The sequence below is a fragment of the Pyxidicoccus caerfyrddinensis genome (assembly GCF_010894405.1).
In the GTDB taxonomy this organism is placed as follows: domain Bacteria; phylum Myxococcota; class Myxococcia; order Myxococcales; family Myxococcaceae; genus Myxococcus; species Myxococcus caerfyrddinensis.
Genome location: NZ_JAAIYA010000013.1, coordinates 113,758 through 130,548 on the forward strand (window position 1 = coordinate 113,758; position 16,791 = coordinate 130,548).

The window sequence follows — 16,791 nt, forward strand, 5'->3', positions numbered from 1 at the left end:
CGGGCTACGCGCGGCGAATCCGGGCGCCGAACTCCTCCAGGCGCCGGACCATGTACGCCGGATCGATGAGGACGTGAGGCAGGTACAGCCCCGGCGCCACGGGTGGGCCGCCCGCGAGGCCGAGCAGCCGCTCGACGGCGACGGCGACGCCCAGCGCCGTCACCGGTGCCTGGCCCGAGGGATGGACGATTTCGTGACGGACGCGCCCCTGCGTCCCGTCGTGCTTCCGTCCGCTCAGCTCGATGATGATTTCCGTCGAGAACGGCTCACCACGCCGGCGTGCCGCCGACTCACCGACCACGAGGTCGAACCGGATGGAGCGCGCATCGGTCGCGGCCGAGAGGCTCAGCACGTCGAGCGGCGAGTAGGCCTGGCCCTGGAGCTTGCTTCCGTCCACGCCGATGAAGGTGCGCGTTGCTTCCTCACCGCTGACCCAGCGCCACTTCCCGTCCTGGAGGAGCAGCACGCTGGGCGCCGCCTTCGTCAGGCGCTCGAAGTCGGCATACGCCGCCGGGCCGCCCAGGTCCTGCTCGTCGAGGACGGCCGCGAGCTCGATGGAGTCCAGGGTCTGGAACTCACGAGCGAAGTGGAGCGCCGGCAGCGTCGCCGCTCCCGCCAGCCAGTTGCTGTCCATGAGGATGGGCGCGCTCGTGGGCCTGTGGACGTAGTGCCCCACCTCGGGGCCCACCTCGAACACGCCCGTGGAGATGCTCACGTAGGGCAGCCCCTTGTCCTGCGCGTACTTCATGGAGTTGAGCGTGTCGTCCTTCAGGAACATGACGACGGCGCCGTAGGCCCTCCCTTCGGACTGGCCCAGGTCACGTCGCTCCAGGTCGACCCGCACCGAATCCGCGCCGCCGACCTCCTTCGCGACGGCATCCGCCCGGGTCAGGTCTCGCCCGCCAATCGTGATGGGCAGCGTGGGATGGAGCCGGCGAATCATCTTCGCGGCCTGGGAACCAACGATGCCGGAGCCTCCAACGATGAGGACGGGTCTCTGCGTGTTCGCGGACATGACGGCTGCGCTCCTCTGCCGGGTGGGGCAGGGCGGATGTGGATTCGAAATTCCCTACAATTGGTAAGTTACCAATGGTAGGTTCGCCACGTTTTCTTGGAGGAGGCCGCGAAGGGGCATTACGAAACGCCACGAGCCATGAGTGAGCCCCAAGCCAGGAAGCTGCCGAAGGCGCAGCGACGCGAGCAGTTGCTCGACATCGCGCAGACCATCGTCCGGGAAGAGGGGACCGACGCGCTGACGCTCGGCTACCTGGCCGAGCGTGCCGGCGTGAGCAAGCCCATTGCCTACGAGCACTTCAAGACGCGGTCGGGGTTGTTGATCGCGCTCTACGCGCAGATCGACGCCCGGCAGGTCAGCGCGCTGCTGGAGGCGCTCGAGCGCACGCGGCGGAAGCTGGAGGACGTCGCCCGGGTGATGAGCACCGCCTATATGCACTGCTACACGGCGGCCGGTCCGGAGTGGCACGCCATCGCGGCGGCGATGCGAGGCGATGAGGAGATGGAGGCCTTCCACCGGGAGCTGCTCGACAGCTACGTGGCCATCTACCGCGACGCGCTCGCGCCCTACTCGAAGCTGAAGAAGGACGAGCTCCACCTGCGCTGCGTGGGAATCATCGGCGCGGCGGAGGCCATCTCCCGCGACATGCTCCAGGGCCGCGTCGACGAGGCCACGGCCGCGGCGACGCTGGCTTCGCTCATCGTCAGCTGGCTGTCCTGAAGCGGCGGTCCATGCTTCACCCGCCCGGCGGGGCAGGTGGCGCGTCGAGCGCGAGCCTCATGCAGACGCGGCTCTCGGAGGGAAGGCCGAACTGCGTTTCCTGGGCGCGGATGGCGCGCAGCCCAGGACCCTGCTCGTCCTCCTGGAGCACGCGGAAGCCGAGACGCTCGTAGTAGGGGGCATTCCACGGGACGTCCCGGAAGGTGGTGAGCAGCAGCGCCGGCCAGGCTTCTTCCCGGGCCCACTCTCCCAGGAGTCCGAAGAGCGCGGCGCCCAGCCCCTGTCGCGCATGGGCCGGGTGCACGTCCGCCTCGACGATGAAGAGGGCGCCGTCCACCGGCTTGCAGATGGCGAAGGCCGCGACGGTTCCTTCCTTCGTCACGGCCACCCAGACGCCACCCTGTTGCTGGTGCTCCTGGAGTTGCTCGAGCGACTGCACCGGGAGTCCCGCCGCATACGGCTGCGACGAGTGGCGGAACTGTTGTGCCGCGAGGTGTTCGACGTCCGGGAGTGCCGGGAGCTCCCCGACGAGGGCGCGTCTCAAGGTGTAGCCGCGGTAGCTGCGCTCCATCGCACTCCTCCGTCCATCAACGTCTGGCCACCCCGTGAGCCCGGCGGCGGCACGCCCTCCGCTTCTTCGCACGGAGCGCGGTGCGAAGCCCAGGAGGGCGCACCCGCTCACTGGATTGTTGAAGAGGAGACCTTCACCTCGCGGACCTCGCTCCAGGCGGAGGGCTGGCCATCGCCGTTGACGGCGCGTGCCTGAATCTGGGTGCGCTGGTACAGGCCGAGCTGCTCGAAGAGCTCGCGGCGCTCGCCCTCCGAGCTCGCGGGGATCCGGAAGAGGACCTCGCCAGGGTGGGTTGCCGCGTGCGCCTCGGTGTCGCGGTAGGTCACGGTGATGAGCCGGTCCCTCGGCAAGTCCTGCCGGATGGGGCCGCTCATCCGGAAGGCCAGCTCGTAGAACACGGGGCAGTTCGCGGGCTGGTTCCCCACGCGGGTGACGGCCACCTTGTAGCCCTCGTTGTTCGCGCCGGGGTCGGAGGGGGCGCGGCTGTAGCGCCTGGGCGCGGGAGAGGCGGGCGTGGGCGCCCCCGTGCACGCGGGGGAGATCATGAGGTGCTGCTGCTCCATCATCCGGCGGTAGGAGATGGCCGGGTCCTGCCTGGGCAGGGCCACCCGCCGCGGGCAGCCGGCGTCATCCGTCACCTGGTGCGCGGGCGTGCCCGGACACGTGTCGAGCGTGTCCGGGACGAAGTCCCGATCCGCGTCTCCGCTGGCGAGCGCGGACCGCCAGGCCACGTCCGTGCGGGCGCGGTCGACCTTGCGGTTCCGGTCCCCCACCGCCGCGAGGTACGCCGGGCCGCTCAGCTCGCCGTCGAGGAACTTCAGTGCCAGCTCCCGGAACTCGACATTGGCCGCGCCCACCACGGCGGCGCGCTCGGGCGGGACGTCAGGGCCGGCGCAGGAGGCGAGCGCCGTCTGGAAGGCCAGCTCCACCTGCGCCGGCGACCTGCGCCCCGCCTGCGGCCGCTTTGTCTGGCGCTGCGCAATGGCAATGCAGCGTGCGCGGTCATCCACGCGCCGGATGTCGGGGCCCCGCCGGTTCAGCGGGCCGATCTCCACGGGCTTCGCCGGCAGCGAGTGTGGGGAGGTGACGGTGTCCGAACGCGAAGGCTGGGGCTGTGCGCCGGCCGCGAAGGCCCAGAGCGCCACGACGCCCGCCAGCAGTGGGCGGCTCATGGCATCACCTCCGAGGCGGCCGTCAGGAAGGCCAGCTCCGCCGCGACGGCGTTCACCAGCAGCGGCCGTACCAGCTCGTCCGAGTTGGCGTAGTCCATGTAGTAGGCGACGGCGTCGTCCTTGGAGACGAAGTACTGAGTCGACATCAGCGGATGGAACGGCCAGTCCTCCTTCAAGTTCTGCTTCACGTAGACCGCCGTCAGCTGCGCCACCGTGGTGACCAGGTCCCTCACGGGTACGTCCTTCGTGTTGCCGTGCTTCTGCCTCCAGTCGCGGATGAACTCGCGCCAGATGAACGACGTCTCCAGGATGGCGCGGGCCTGGTGGAAGGAGGCCAGCTTGTCTCCGTAGAACATGAGCTCCTCGTAGCGCCAGTCGATGGCGTCCTCGAAAGGGCGGTGCCCCCAGCCGAAGGTGCCCGTCACGTGCATGGGCACCGTGGCGTCGCCAATGGCATGCAGCGGCCCCGCCAGCGAGCGCGCCGCCCGCGCCTCGCCCGCGTCCCGGAAATCCTTCCAGCCGGCCCAGGCCACGTTGTCCACGGGGGAGAAGGGCGTGTGCGCCATGCTGAGGAACTGCCACTCGTCCTCGCCGCGCATGACGCTGTCCGCGTGTCCGTCATTGGCGCCAGTCACCTGGTAGCGTTGGCAGCCCTGGCTGGTCTCGTAGTGCACGGTGATTCCGAGGGCATCGGCGAGCGCGCGCGTCCCGACCTCGATGCCGTCCGGGTTGCCGACGACGCCGGCCTGCTCCAGGTGGAAGCCGGGCAGGGTGTCGTAGGTCGCGCTCCCGTCGGGAGGGGGCGGCAGGGCGATGATGTGGTGCCACAGGCCGACGTATTGCTCGCTCGTGTGGTCACCGAAGCCCGGAACCAGCCCGTCGACCCATGCGACGGCGCTGCTTCCCTGCTGCTGGCCCTTGTTCCATTCGTCGGTGACGCACTTCTTGCACTCGCCGCCGAAGAACGACTTGAGGCAGGTGAGCATGCATTTGTAGGAGATGTACGCGACGCCGGCCCCCGCGCCCGCGATGCCCGCGAGGATCTTCTTGATTTCGCTCAGCCCGCCCGCGTTCGTCGGGCGAATCCACATGTGGACGTCGTCAATCTCATCGTCCGGGTGGCGGGACCACACGCCCAGCACCGTCCCACCGAAGTCCCGCTGCGGGCCCTTGTTCACGTGGTTGAAGATGCCCCCCGGCTCCCAGCCGTCCTGGATGCCACACCCGTCGACGTCATCGCTGAGGTAGTCGCCAGCGATGGGCTTCTTCGTGGCGCCGAGCGTCATCGCCTCGAAGCTGCTCATCGGCTGGCCCCAGCCGACCGTGTCGACCTGGCACTCGGGCTTGCCCGGCTTCGGCAACCCGCCCTTGAGTCCGCGCAGTCGCGGCAGGGCGGCGCGGACCTCCGCCATGTAGGCCGTCCACCGGGCCTTGAGCTCCGCGTCGGTGACGGACTTGTTCACCGCCCGCCACGGGCGCAGCGCCGGGAACTCGGAGTCCGCCGAGGAGAGCGCCTTCTCCGAGGCCGGCAGCGGCAGCCCCGGGAGCCGCGTCTGCGAGGGTCCCTCCTTCTGGACCATCAACATGACCTCGTAGGCATGGTCCGTCAGCTTCCGATGGACCCCGGTGTTGTGGGCCTCCGCGCGCCCGGTCAGACCGAGCGCGAGCAGCCCTGCCAGCAGCGCGGCGGAAGGAGGGAATGGTCTTGTCATTCCACTCGAACGCGGAGGGGCCATTCCCTTCGCCCCGGACACCCTGTCTCCGCGTCAGCCGCGCGTGGGCCCCCTCCGGGTCGCCAGTGACGCGATGACGGCCAGCAGCTCCACGGGCTCGATGGGCTTGGGCACGTGGGTGTTGAACCCGGCCAGCAGCGCGCGCGTCCTGTCCTCCATGCGGGTGTAGGCCGTGAGGGCGACCGCGGAGATGTCACCGCCCTGTGCGGCCGGCAGGGCGCGCACCCTGGCGATGAAGCGGTAGCCGTCCTCCTCGGGCATGCCGATGTCGGAGACGAGCACGTCGAATGGCTCCCTCCGCATCATGGAGAGGGCCTCCTCCGGCGAGCTCGCCGTGGTGACGAGGCCTCCACAGGTCTCCAGGAGGCTGCGCAAGAGCTCCCGCGTGTCCTCCTCGTCGTCGACGATGAGCAGCCGGAGCCCGACGAGCTGCGGGGGGCAGTGGCTCTCCTGCGCCTGCAGCGGGCCGCGCAGGGTGGGAGGCACCTGCAGCTCCCGCCGCATGGCCACGGCCTGGGGAAGGCTGACCACGAAGGTGGCGCCCTGGCCCTCGCCCTCGCTCGCGGCGGACACGGTGCCCCCGTGCAGCTCCACGAGGTGCCGGACGATGGCCAACCCCAGCCCGAGCCCACCCGCCTTGCGCGTGGTGCTGCCGTCAGCCTGGCGGAAGCGCTCGAAGACATGGGGCAGGAACTGCGCGGAGATGCCCTGGCCCGTGTCCGCGACGGAGACCTCCACCGAGGAGTCACGCCGCTCCACCAGCACCTGGACGCGGCCTCCCTTGGGGGTGAACTTCACGGCGTTGGAGAGCAGGTTCCACACCACCTGCTGCAGCCGGCTCGCGTCGCCCATGATGGTTCCGGCGGAGTCGAGCGCGGCCTGGATGCGGATGCCCTTCGCCTCGGCAGCGGGCCGCAGCGACTCGAGCGCCGCCTCGACCACGTGGCTCACGTCGACGGACGACACCTCCAGCTTCAGCTTGCCCGTCATGATGCGGCTCACGTCGAGCAGGTCCTCGATGAGCTGCCCCTGGGCGCGCGCGTTGCGCTCCACGGTGGCGAGCGCCCGCTCCCGCTTGTCTGCTGGGAGGGTGCCCGTGCGCAGCAACTGCACCCAGCCCAGCACCGCGGTCAGCGGGGTGCGCAGCTCGTGCGAGACGGTGGCGAGGAACTCGTCCTTGAGCTGGTTGGCTTCCTCCGCCTCCTCGCGCGCCGCGCGCTCGCGCGCGAGCAAGCCCTCCCGCTCCGCCTCCATCCGCTTCTGCTCGCGGATGTCCCGGCTGACGGTGGCGATGCCCGTCTGGCGCTGCGTGCCCTGCTCCATGAGCGCGAAGGCGTTGTACTGCGCCGGAATGGCCTCTCCGGTCTGGAAGTGCCGGAAGCGGAACTCGCTCTCCCACCGGCCGCCATTGAGGAGCGTGGGCGCGATGTGGCTTGCGACGAACGGCCGGTCCTCCGGCAGGAAGAAGTCGCGCAACTGGTAGCGCGTGACGTCCTCATGGTGCCCCAGGCCCAGCAGCCGCCGCCCCGCCTCGTTCACCCACTGCGCCCGGCCCTCCGCGTCGCCCACGCCGATGAAGTCGGTGGACTGCTCGACGATGGTCGCCAGGCGCTCACGCTCCAGCTCCGCCTTCCGCTGCTCCGTCACGTCCTGCAGGGTGCCGACGACGCGGTCCGGCAGCCCCCGCGAATCGAAGTGCGTCTTCACCATGGCCAGGATGGAGCGCTCGACTTCGTCCCAGCCCCGCACGCGGCACTCCAGCCGGACCGCCTCCGCACCCGGGCGCAGCGCCTGCTCGATGATGGTCCGCGCCCTGTCCACGTCCCCGGGATGGATGCGGGCGACGGTCTCCGGGCCCGTGGGCGTGCGGCCCGGGGGCAGGCCGACGAGCTGGAGCGCCCGGTCGTCCCACTCGAGCACGCCGCGCGCGTATTGCAGCTCGACGACTCCGAGCTGACCGGCTTCGAGCGCCATCCGCAGCCGCTCCTCGCTCGCACGGAGGGCGGACTCCGCCTGGGCGCGCCGGGCCACTTCCGCCTCGGCCTGGGCGCGGGCGGCCTGCTCGCGCGCGAACATCTCGCGCTCGGCGCGCTTCTCCTGTTCCAGGGACAGCTGGGTGGCCAGCTCCCGGGCCAGGTCCTCGAAGAACCGGCGGTAGGCGCTGTCGAAGCGCAGCCGGGGGCTGATGCCGAGGACGACCGCGCCCCGGAGGTCCTCCGGGCCCGTGCGCCGCATGGGCAGGGCGAGCGCGCGCTCGGTGGGCTCGGGCCAGGGGCCGAAGTGGCGCGCCCCGAGGAGCGTCTCCACCGAGTCGATCATCACCGGCGCGCCCGACTCCACGGCCTGGCGGGCGACGTCCGTGATTCGGGCGAGGCCCGCCGTGTCGTGCTCCAGGAGCCCGTCGAGGCCCGTGGTCGTCGCGAGCTCCAGCCGCTGGCCGTCCTTGTCCGAGTGGAAGATGAGCGCGAAGGGAATGTCCTTCGCGTTGCCGGCGAGGGCGCGCATGGCCTCCATCGCCGCGCCTTCCGGCGAGTCGCCCCTGGGCGCGAAGGCGCGGAGCGTCTCCAGGCGCCGCTCGCCCAGCACGACGTCGGTGACCTCGAAGACGGGCTGGAGGACTCCCGCGATGGCCCCCTGGTCATCGCGCAGCGGGCTGAAGTCGAAGGTGAAGTACGCCTCCTCGTTGAAGCCATGCCGGGTGAGGAGGAAGAAGGTCTTCTCCACCTGGATGACCTCACCCCTCTCCAGCACCTTGCGCATCCAGGGGTGGATGACGGGGTAGGTGTCCGGCCAGCACTCGCGGTAGGTGGAGCCCAGGTACCGCGGGTGCCGGGGACCCATGATGACCGCGTAGCCGTCGTTGTAGAGCTGCACCAGCTCGTCACCCCAGAAGATGATGGCCGGGGCCGGCATCTCCAGGATCATGGCGACGTAGGTCCTCAGGCTCTGCGGCCAGGACTCGACGGGGCCGAGCTTCGTGCGGCTCCAGTCGTGCGAGCGGAGCAGGGCGCCCAGCTCGCCACCAGGGGCAGGGGGTTCGGAGGGGGAGGTGAGGTGTTTCACGGGCGGTCGGGTGCGGAGGCAGGCTGCGCTATCTAGCGACGAAGAGTGCCTCGTGCCGGCCGGTGGAAGGGGGCTGAATCGAAACGGAGCGGGGGACCGGGCGCCCGGACTGCCGCCAACGTCGGGCCATGAACATCACGCGCGCTCCTCTCATGATGCCATGTTAATCTGGAAAAGCAGTACTTACTGAAAACCATCGTCGAGAGGGCACATGAAGACCAACATCATGATTGTGGGAGCGATGCTCTGCGCGGGGCTGGTGTCGGCGGGGTGTGGCGGGCCGGAAGTGGACGCGGAGGTCTCGACGGAGGCCGAGCTGGAGTCGCGCGAGGATGCACTGCCGGACTGTGGCGGCCGGGAGTACGAGATCACCTACTACGCGGAGCCCGAGCACCTCACCTACGTGGGGAACATCGTCTGCACCTGCAACTCCTCGGGCTCGCAGGTCTTCGGCAGTCGTTCGCCGTACTTCGAGCGGTGGGATGGCGCGCTCTGCAGCATCTGATGGGCGGGACGTGCGGGCGGGAGCTGACCTCCCGCCCCATGCCCTGGGTCCATGATGAATCATCGGCTTGTTGTGAATACACTGAGCTTCCAGGGCAGCCCGTGATATGGGTTTGGCGCGCTCCAGCGCAAACCCACTCCATGGAGAAACTCGTGAATTCATTCATTCGGAAGAGCTCGTCGCTTCTGCCCCTGCTGTTCGGGCTGGTGCTGGGTGCCTGTGGTGGTGTTCCCGCCGAGAGCCCCGCGCTGACCGATGAGTCCGTGGACACCGCCGAGGCCGCGCTGTGTGCCGATGGAACCTGCAACTGTGTCGCGCCGGACTGCGACGCCCTGAACTGGACGTTCTGTGGGAAGGGCACTGGCACGAAGGTGTGCTCCTGGAACACCGGCACCACCTGCGCGACCGCCAACTGCACCTGCTCGAATCAGAGATGGATCTGCCCCTGATTGGGGCGGTAATCCCTATCGAATGATGCGTGCAGGCGCACGCCGCTGAGCAATGTCAGGGATTCAGCGGGCCTGGCGGATGTCCAGGCCCGGTGTCGACACAGGGGCCCGCGTATCCCAATGACAGTCCACGGAGAATCACCCGCTCTCAGAACCGGCCGGTGACGCCGCCCATGAAGCCGCCGTGCGGCGTGGGGCCGAAGGCGGGCGTCACGGGGAGACGGCCTGCCGTCAGCGAGAAGTGCGAAGAGGGGCCCGGGTCCGTGCTCCCGGACAGCTCGAAGCCCACCACCGCGCCCATGGCGGGCAGGGACAGCAGTCCGATGGGCCCCAGCGTGTCGTTGTCCACGGACAGCGCAAACAACCCCGCGCCCGTGCCAATGAGGGCGCCGATGAGGGTGCTCAGCAAGCCGCCCCTGCCTCGCATCGCCTTGCCCACGCCCCATGTCGCGAACGTGGCGCCGAGCGCCATGCCGGACAGGCCGAAGAGCGCCGCCGTGGTGCAGTCCGTCTCGAAGAGGGAGCACTCCGTCGTCACCACGCCGACCACGAGCCCCGCCAGGCCTCCCACCATCATTCCCGCGCCACCCGACAGCGTCTCCAGGAGGATGCGGGGCGCGGCGGGGATTCCCTCGTCGGCCTTCAGGGGCTCGGGCCGCACGGACGTCGGGGCGAAGGACTCCGGCTCCGCCTGCTCCGGCGCGGGCACGAGCGGCGGCGCCACCAGCGAGTCATCCGTGGGCGCGGGGGAGGCGGTGTCCTGAGCGAGCGCCTGGCGGGGCAGGAGCGCACACACGAAGAGGATGGCGAGAAGGCGGGACATGGGGAAAACGCTACCGCGAAAACGCGTGCGGACAAGAGGGCCGTCCAGCGACAGGGAGTGCCTTGACGGCGCGGCGCGAGCCCCCCATCCTGCCGCGCCCCATGCCCGTCCTTCGTGGTGCCGTCACCTTCTCGCGCTTCCGGGCTGAACCGGCGAAGGAAGCGCCCTCCGATATCAAGCGCTGGCTCACGCGCGGCCTCAAGGCGCACGCGTTCGAGCCCATCGACCGCAAGTCCGAGGAGGAACGCGCGGCTGGCTTCGTGGAGCTGGAGAACGCCGACTCCATCGACTTCGCCACCAGCCATCTCTTCTACGGCGAGTACGCGCTGTTCGCCTTCCGCATCGACTCCATCAAGGTGCCCGCCGCGGCCATGAAGGCCGAGCTGACGAAGTGGGCCGCCGCCTTCGAGAAAGAGAATGACCGGCCGCCCAGCCGTGGCGAGAAGACGCAGTTCAAGGGCGAAATCCGGCAGATGCTGCGCAACCGCGCCACGCCCCGCACCGCGGTGCTGGACGTGAGCTGGAACCTGAAGACGCAGCAGGTGCAGATCTGGGCGGCGTCGCGCAAGACGGTGGACGAAATCATGGTGGCGCTGGAGAGCGCGCTGAGCGTGAAGTTCATCGGCATGACGCCGGCGGACCACGCGCGGACCGAGGGGCTCGACGAGGCCTCGCTGGGGCCCACGGCGGAGCTGATTGGCATGGACCTGCCGGCGACGGCGGTGGAGGAGGTGTCCCATGGCGGGGCGTGAGCAGGCTCGGGCCGAAGCGGCCTTCATGCGGGGCGACACCGGCGTGGACGGCGCCGCCACCGAGGAGAAGCAGGACGAGGCCGAAGCCGAGAAGGGCAAGGCCCGCGAAGCGCTGCTGCGCGGCCGGGCCTACCTGGGCCGTGAGTTCCTCACGTGGCTCTTGTGGCGCTCGGAGTCGGGCGACACGCTCATCGAGCACGAGGGCGAGGGCGTCACCGTGCTCTTCATGGGCCGGGTGGTGCTGCGCGGCGTGGCGGGCGACGTCACGGAGATGAGCGCCAAGGGCACGCTGGCGCCGTACTCCGAGCAGGTGAAGCACTCGCTCGACAGGGGCCTGCTGGTGGCCCAGGCGCGGCTGCGGCTCACCAACGGCGAGAAGGAGTACGAAGTCACGCTGGACTCCGAGTTCCTCGACGTGCGCGCGGCGAAGCTCCCGGCGCTGATGAGCGAGGAGGAGGACGACCAGATCTCCGAGCGCCTCTTCCTCACCGAGCAGCTGTCGGCCATGGTCGACGCGCTGGTGAAGGACTTCCTCGGCATCCGCGCGGGCAAGGGCTGGAGCAAGCAGGTGGTGCCCGCCATGAAGGAGTGGATGCGCGGCGACGAGAAGGGCGCTGACGCGCTCTCCAAGGCCGCACGCGCCCGGGGCCGCGACGCCCGCACCGCGCGGGCCTGAGTCGCGTGACGGGAACCGGGCGCGCCTCGTGGGCGCGCCCGGTGGCAGCGAGAGCGCCGCGGCCCTATTCTCGAGCTGCATGGCCATCATTCATGGGCAGAGCCGCTGCGCAATCTGCGGTGACGCGGCGCTGGACCGCCCGTTCATCGCGACCTCCGGGCTCGCGTTTCCTCCGACAGACGCGCTGTGGAAGTTCTGTGATGCGCCGTTGCACCAGGACTGCCTCGCCTCCTGGGAGCATCGCATCCGCTTCTCTCGTGGCTATTTCGATTGCGCGTACGAGGGGGTGTGGAAGGGCCAGGGACTGTTGTTGCTCGAGGGAGAAGGATGGTTCCTGCGGTGTGGTCCGCCTCTTCCCGAGGAGCTCCTTCGCCAGGCAGGCTCTTCACCCCTCTTCAAGGACGCGCGACCGGGCGAGCCCTTCTTCGCGGAAGTGCGGCTCGCGGAGTGGCCCAAGGTCCTCCATGCCCGCTGGAACGAATGGCCCGAGTATGCAGCGGGGGCATTCCGCCAGGGGCTCGTAGGCGCGTTGCTTCACGCTGCAGAGGCCGTCATGGCGCAGGTTCAACGGCTCGTGCCGGATAGGGCTTCGCTGAAGGAGCTTCGGCGACAAGCCTCGAGTCGCTCTCCCGCGCCTTGAGCTCGTGCGGGGGAGCAACCGAGGCGGGTTTCCAATGTCAGACAGGTGGACGAGAATCCTCACCTCTTTGATGAGGAGCCGGAATGTCTCAGCGCCTGTCGTTACTCTTGTTACTCCTGGTGGCTTGCGAGCTGCGGACGTCCCCCCCTGCTACTGGCACTGCGACACCGGAGCCACTGGAGACCGGGAGCGGGTCCATCATCTCCGGCTCCGACATTGCTCCCGAGCTCACGCGGGTCGTCCAGCTGACCAGCTCGCTGGGAACCTGCTCGGGAACCCTGCTGTCCTCCCGCTGGGTGCTCACCGCGCACCACTGCCTCACCGTGGATGGCACGCAGGCCGGTGCGTGGATGGACCCCACCACCATCACCGTCACGCTGGGCACCGTGGGCACCTCGAAGGGGGACGCCTTTGGCACCATGAACCCGCTCTCCGTGAGTACCGGGGATGACGTCGCGCTCCTCAAGCTCGCCAAGCCCATCATCACCGGCATCCCCCTCCAGCTCTACCGGGGGCCCTCGCTCATGAGTTCCACCGTCCGCTGCATGGGCTACGGCCGCTTCACCCCCTCGGGCGGCTCCGGAACGCTCCGCTACGCGGACGTCCCGGTCAGCGCCCAGGTGGGACGCACCCTCACCACGGTGGCGAACGGTGCCGGGCAGACACCGGCCAAGGGGGACTCGGGGGGGCCCTGCTTCGCCATTGACCCCACCACCGGCCTGCTGGGGCCCGTGGCCGGAGTCATGACCGACGTGGACACGAGCGTGACGCCCGCCAGGACCATCCTGGTGCGCACCGACACGTTCGACGCGGAGTTCGCCCGCATCGCCTTCGCGGGCACCCTGGTCGGTGACGCCAACCCCCAGGTGGTGCTCCTCGGTGGCGCGGGCAAGGGCACGGACTTCGACTTCGCCAACGTGGATGGTGCCCACGGCCTCGACTACGTCTATTTCGGTGACGCCTCGGCCGCGGTGGTGCTGGCCACCGCGTCCGGAACGTACGCCCCCACGGCGCAGTCGACGACGCTGGGGGGAACGGGGTGGTCGGACTTCGCGCTCGCCACGGACCTCACGGGAGACGGCCTGGCGGACTACTTCTTCGTGGGCGACACCCAGTTCTGGGTGGGGAAGGGCAAGGGGGATGGCAAGTTCGAGACCCCCAAGGGCAACCCCCTGGGAGGAAGCGGCTGGCAGAGCTCCGTCCTCCTCTCGGACGTGGATGGCGCCTTCGGCGCGGACTACGTCCAGCTCCGCGGCAACGAGGTGTACTGGAGCCGCTCGGGAGGCACGTCCACCTTCCTCCCGGCCTTCAAGGTGAAGACGCTGCCTTCCGCCTGGAACTTCGATTACTTCACCGCCTGCACCCTCGACGGGAACCCCGGAAAGGACCTGGCCTATCTGGACAGTGGCAGGGTGTCCGTCTATCCGGCCGTCACCGGTGGCTTTGGCGTCCTGGTGGAGACGCCCCTCGCCTTCGGCACGGGGTGGTCCCCCTTCGCGAGCCTCCAGCAGGTGACGAGCCCCGACGCGCTGCAGGACTGGGTCGCCATCCGGAACAACTTCCTCTACACGCAGCTGGCCATCGGGGGAGGTGCCTTCTCTCCGGCGATGACGCCCACCCCCATCGAGTGGGGCGAGAAGTGGAACGAGCACGCCAGTTGGGCCGACATGAATGGCGATGGGCTGATGGACTTCGTCTCCTATGACGGCACCCACCTCTGGGTGAAGCTGTCCAATGGCCTGGGGGGCTTCAGCCGCATCGTCGCCCAGAACCTCGTCGCCCCCAGCGACTCCGCGGCGGTGCGCTTCGTGGACGCCAACGGGGACAAGAAGGCGGACGTCGTCTTCGTGGAGGACCTGGGCACCACGCTGTCCATCATCACCCACCTGTCCACGTTGGCCTCTGGCACCAAGGCGCCGCTCGACGAGGTCCCCGACACCGAAATCCCCCCCGTCAAGGGCCCCATCACCTTCGTTTCCTGGCTGAAGCGCTGGGGCATCCTCTCGCCGCTGGAGCGGTATTGCATGTTCATCCCCCGCTGCTTCCCGATGAGCTCCAGTCTGACGGGCGACGGCGCCAACAGCTCGGGCCTGCTCGTCACCCTTCATGGCGGGTTCCAGGGCCTGGGGGTGAAGGGCCTGCTGGCGGAGGGCGCGCTCGCGGACGGCTGGGACTGGACGCGCTCCCAGGAGGCCGTGCTGGCCGGGGACGTGAATGGAGACGGGCGCGAAGAGGTGGTGCTGCGCGACGAGCGCGGGCTGGCGCTGCTGGGCCGGGACGCGCAGACGGGGCAGGCGCGGGTGTCCACCGCGCAGGCGTGGGAGTCGTCAGTGGGCGAGTGGACGCTCCGGCCGCAGGACACGCTGGTGCACCTGGGTGACTTCGACGGGCAGCCGGGCGCGGAGCTGCTGGTGCGAAGCCGCGAGGGTGCCATCGGCCTGCTGCGGGCGAATGGCGCGGGCGCGCTGGAGTCGTGGGTGGTGTACCCGGATGGAATGGAGCTGGGGGAGGGGCCGCTGATGCCGGACGACTCCCTGGAAGGCGTGGCGGACCACGACGGGGACGGGCGGTTGGACGTGGTGCTGCGCGGGCCCAAGGGCTGGACGTTCCTTCGCGGGATGGAGCAGGGCCTGGAGCCCTGGGGCTTCATGCCCTACGGGGAGAAGCTGGGGGATGACGAGCTGAGCCCGGACAGCCATGTGGAGGCCACCGGCCACTTCTTCTCGGCCCAGGGGCCCGTGGAGCTGCTCGTGCGCGGCGCGCACGGGTACGCGGTGGTGGTCCTGTCCCAGGGCTGGCCCGAGCCGCTGGCCTTCTGGCCGTGGGGAACCTGGACCGGCGTCGGCGAGCTGCGTCCGGAGGACTCGCTGCGGCTCGCCGGTGACGTGGACGGCGACGGCCGGGACGAGCTGCTGGCGCAGCTGCACGAGGGCGTCGCCGTGCTCGGCTCTGACAACGGTCAGTTCTACCCGCTGCTGGAGGGCTGGTATGACCAGAAGCTGGATGACTGGGAGCTGCGCCGCGAGGACGTCTTCCAGGCCGCGGGCGACCTGAACGGCGACGGGCGCGACGACCTGGTGGTGCGCCGCGAGGACCGGCTGGGCGTGCTGGGCTTCCTGGCGTGGGAGCCCGGGTGGCTGCGGTGGACGCTCCCGCTGGGCCCATCGGATGACGGCCTGGCGGTGACGGGGGCGGCGGCGGTCTTCGTCGACCTGGACGGTGACGGCGTGCGCGAGGTGCTGGCACACGAGGTGGCACCGTAGCGCGGGAGCAGGAGGCCCCGTCACCGGAGGTCCGGTGACGGGGCTGCCCCCGGCTCCAGGCCCGCGCCGCGGTCGAGCTGAGCTCCACGTTCCGGAGAACCCAACACTTGGACGGCCACCTGGGCCGGTCCCCGGGGCGCCTGGAGATCCCCAATGCACGAAATGGGACGTCGCTCAGCGCCGCCGCGTCCAGCTTCACGTCGTAGACCCGCGTGTCCTTTCCGCCGCACCCCACCAGCCCCCCCACCGCCGCCACCGGCACGGCCCACTGAATCCTGTTCAGGCGCATCCATGCTCCTCCCGGCGCGGCCGGCCTCCGCGCCGTCTCCCACACGGGCGGCTGTGCCATGACAACCGCGGCCACGTCAGCCAGCGCTTCCGGCCCCTATCCCTCTTATGCGTGACGCCGTGGAAGGGATTGCTCCGACGTAGGCTCAGTGTGTCTTGGTCTGCGTCCACCTGTACGGCGAGGCAGTCGAAGGTGGAGAAGCGGTCAGCCATTGCGCTGGGCTTGAAGAGTGGATGGACGAGGTGTGGAAGACTCCAGAGGCCTCCGTATCCTCAATGCAGTGCCCCTCACCCAGGAGCTTCGCCTTGCTGAAACATTCTTCCCGCTGGCTCGTCGCCACCGCCGCGCTGCTCGTCGGCACCGTGGCTTCCTCGCAGTCCACGCCAACCATCACCTTCCAGTCGCCTTCACAGGGCTGGAATGTCGTCGCGTCGTCCAACCCGCTGCCCTTTGGACAGACGGTCACCATCAACTACAGCGCAGACCGGCTGACCCAGTGCCGTGGCAACATCACCGCTACCACGCCAGGGTGGTCCATCTTCGGCCAATACAGCTTCAACGGTGGCCCGGTGCAGAGCTTCTGGGTGGCTGGTGGCTACCCTACGCCCTTTCCGCCCCCGCCCTCCATTCCGCTCAACACGCGTGGCGACCTGGCCATCTGGTTCGTGAACACCAGCCGCTGGGGCTGCCAGGCGTGGGACTCGAGCTTCGGCAACAACTTCCATTTCAACGTGCAGTGACGTGAAGGCCCGGAAGCGCGGGTGGTGGAGTCCACGCTTCCACTGGAAATCGCACCCTTTCTGCGGCGTATGGGAGGAACGGGAGTCCTGTTGAGGGTGAGGCTGGAGCCGAGGGGCCGAAGAAGGCGGCTGACGGGGCCCCCAGGCTGTGCGCCAGGCAGGTGGAGAGGCCGTGCAGCCCCTTAGCTGCGGCACAGCCGCTCCATCCCCTGCCTGTCGTTGGCATGCAGGGAGAATCCTTCCAGCAAGGCGCACCGGGGCTGCTTTCGGGGAGGGGGCCGGACGTCCACCTCCGTCCAGCGCAGCCGTTGCTCCGGGGAGTGCGCCTGGTACGCCTGCAGCGCGTCCTCGGGCCTGCACCTGTGTCGTAGGGCTTGTGT

13 protein-coding genes are annotated in these 16,791 nt (G+C 69.5%); 7 read left to right on the forward strand and 6 right to left on the reverse strand.

The features are described 5' to 3' along the window. Positions 1-4: 4 nt before the first annotated feature. Entirely contained in the window at positions 5-1,015 is a 1,011-nt protein-coding gene (locus tag G4D86_RS29645; RefSeq protein WP_163997431.1) for a Rossmann-fold NAD(P)-binding domain-containing protein, read from the reverse strand. A 138-nt stretch (positions 1,016-1,153) separates the two neighbouring features. On the opposite strand from G4D86_RS29645, the gene G4D86_RS29650 reads away from it, so the two are divergent. Beyond that, a complete protein-coding gene (locus tag G4D86_RS29650; RefSeq protein ID WP_163997432.1) occupies positions 1,154-1,735 on the forward strand; it encodes a TetR/AcrR family transcriptional regulator in 582 nt (193 codons plus the stop codon). A gap of 16 nt (positions 1,736-1,751) precedes the next feature. Here the strand turns inward: G4D86_RS29650 and G4D86_RS29655 are convergent, their stop codons facing one another. The 4 genes from G4D86_RS29655 to G4D86_RS29670 form a co-directional block, all read right to left on the reverse strand. Next, complete coding sequence (locus G4D86_RS29655) at positions 1,752-2,306, reverse strand: GNAT family N-acetyltransferase (RefSeq protein WP_163997433.1); 555 nt, start codon at positions 2,304-2,306, stop codon at positions 1,752-1,754. A gap of 107 nt (positions 2,307-2,413) precedes the next feature. Beyond that, on the reverse strand, positions 2,414-3,478 hold the full coding sequence (locus tag G4D86_RS29660) for a hypothetical protein (protein WP_163997434.1): 1,065 nt from the start codon (positions 3,476-3,478) through the stop codon (positions 2,414-2,416). Next, positions 3,475-5,190, reverse strand: coding sequence for a hypothetical protein (locus tag G4D86_RS29665; RefSeq protein WP_163997435.1), 1,716 nt, complete (start codon positions 5,188-5,190; stop codon positions 3,475-3,477). The genes G4D86_RS29660 and G4D86_RS29665 overlap by 4 nt, the downstream gene beginning before the upstream one ends. 54 nt (positions 5,191-5,244) lie before the next feature. Beyond that, complete coding sequence (locus G4D86_RS29670; RefSeq protein WP_240360537.1) at positions 5,245-8,274, reverse strand: ATP-binding protein; 3,030 nt, start codon at positions 8,272-8,274, stop codon at positions 5,245-5,247. A 211-nt stretch (positions 8,275-8,485) separates the two neighbouring features. Here G4D86_RS29670 and G4D86_RS29675 point away from each other — a divergent pair, with 211 nt between their 5' ends. Both G4D86_RS29675 and G4D86_RS29680 read left to right on the forward strand, forming a co-directional pair. After that, on the forward strand, positions 8,486-8,779 hold the full coding sequence (locus G4D86_RS29675) for a hypothetical protein (RefSeq protein ID WP_163997436.1): 294 nt from the start codon (positions 8,486-8,488) through the stop codon (positions 8,777-8,779). Positions 8,780-8,931: 152 nt separating this feature from the next. After that, entirely contained in the window at positions 8,932-9,228 is a 297-nt protein-coding gene (locus tag G4D86_RS29680) for a hypothetical protein (RefSeq protein WP_163997437.1), read from the forward strand. A 148-nt stretch (positions 9,229-9,376) separates the two neighbouring features. On the opposite strand, the gene G4D86_RS29685 is transcribed toward G4D86_RS29680, so the two are convergent. Further along, entirely contained in the window at positions 9,377-10,051 is a 675-nt protein-coding gene (locus tag G4D86_RS29685; RefSeq protein WP_163997438.1) for a hypothetical protein, read from the reverse strand. 101 nt (positions 10,052-10,152) lie between these two features. Here G4D86_RS29685 and rdgC point away from each other — a divergent pair, with 101 nt between their 5' ends. The 4 genes from rdgC (at position 10,153) to G4D86_RS29705 (ending at position 16,411) form a co-directional block, all read left to right on the forward strand. Next, positions 10,153-10,803, forward strand: coding sequence for a recombination-associated protein RdgC (rdgC, locus tag G4D86_RS29690; RefSeq protein WP_163997439.1), 651 nt, complete (start codon positions 10,153-10,155; stop codon positions 10,801-10,803). Next, complete coding sequence (locus G4D86_RS29695) at positions 10,790-11,479, forward strand: hypothetical protein (RefSeq protein WP_163997440.1); 690 nt, start codon at positions 10,790-10,792, stop codon at positions 11,477-11,479. Before rdgC ends, G4D86_RS29695 begins: the two co-directional genes overlap by 14 nt. 723 nt (positions 11,480-12,202) lie before the next feature. Continuing rightward, positions 12,203-15,382 (forward strand): FG-GAP-like repeat-containing protein, encoded by a 3,180-nt coding sequence (locus tag G4D86_RS29700; RefSeq protein ID WP_163997441.1) that lies wholly within the window; start codon positions 12,203-12,205, stop codon positions 15,380-15,382. A gap of 594 nt (positions 15,383-15,976) precedes the next feature. After that, on the forward strand, positions 15,977-16,411 hold the full coding sequence (locus tag G4D86_RS29705) for a DUF6209 family protein (RefSeq protein WP_163997442.1): 435 nt from the start codon (positions 15,977-15,979) through the stop codon (positions 16,409-16,411). Positions 16,412-16,791: the final 380 nt, after the last annotated feature.

Excerpts from the sequence above, each read along its gene's own strand:
- G4D86_RS29645 (WP_163997431.1), bottom strand. The coding sequence starts at position 1,015 with ATGTCCGCGAACACGCAGAGACCCGTCCTCATCGTTGGAGGCTCCGGC.
- G4D86_RS29650 (WP_163997432.1), top strand. The coding sequence starts at position 1,154 with ATGAGTGAGCCCCAAGCCAGGAAGCTGCCGAAGGCGCAGCGACGCGAG.
- G4D86_RS29655 (WP_163997433.1), bottom strand. The coding sequence starts at position 2,306 with ATGGAGCGCAGCTACCGCGGCTACACCTTGAGACGCGCCCTCGTCGGG.
- G4D86_RS29660 (WP_163997434.1), bottom strand. The coding sequence starts at position 3,478 with ATGAGCCGCCCACTGCTGGCGGGCGTCGTGGCGCTCTGGGCCTTCGCG.
- G4D86_RS29665 (WP_163997435.1), bottom strand. The coding sequence starts at position 5,190 with ATGACAAGACCATTCCCTCCTTCCGCCGCGCTGCTGGCAGGGCTGCTC.
- G4D86_RS29675 (WP_163997436.1), top strand. The coding sequence starts at position 8,486 with ATGAAGACCAACATCATGATTGTGGGAGCGATGCTCTGCGCGGGGCTG.
- G4D86_RS29685 (WP_163997438.1), bottom strand. The coding sequence starts at position 10,051 with ATGTCCCGCCTTCTCGCCATCCTCTTCGTGTGTGCGCTCCTGCCCCGC.
- rdgC (WP_163997439.1), top strand. The coding sequence starts at position 10,153 with ATGCCCGTCCTTCGTGGTGCCGTCACCTTCTCGCGCTTCCGGGCTGAA.
- G4D86_RS29695 (WP_163997440.1), top strand. The coding sequence starts at position 10,790 with ATGGCGGGGCGTGAGCAGGCTCGGGCCGAAGCGGCCTTCATGCGGGGC.
- G4D86_RS29700 (WP_163997441.1), top strand. The coding sequence starts at position 12,203 with ATGTCTCAGCGCCTGTCGTTACTCTTGTTACTCCTGGTGGCTTGCGAG.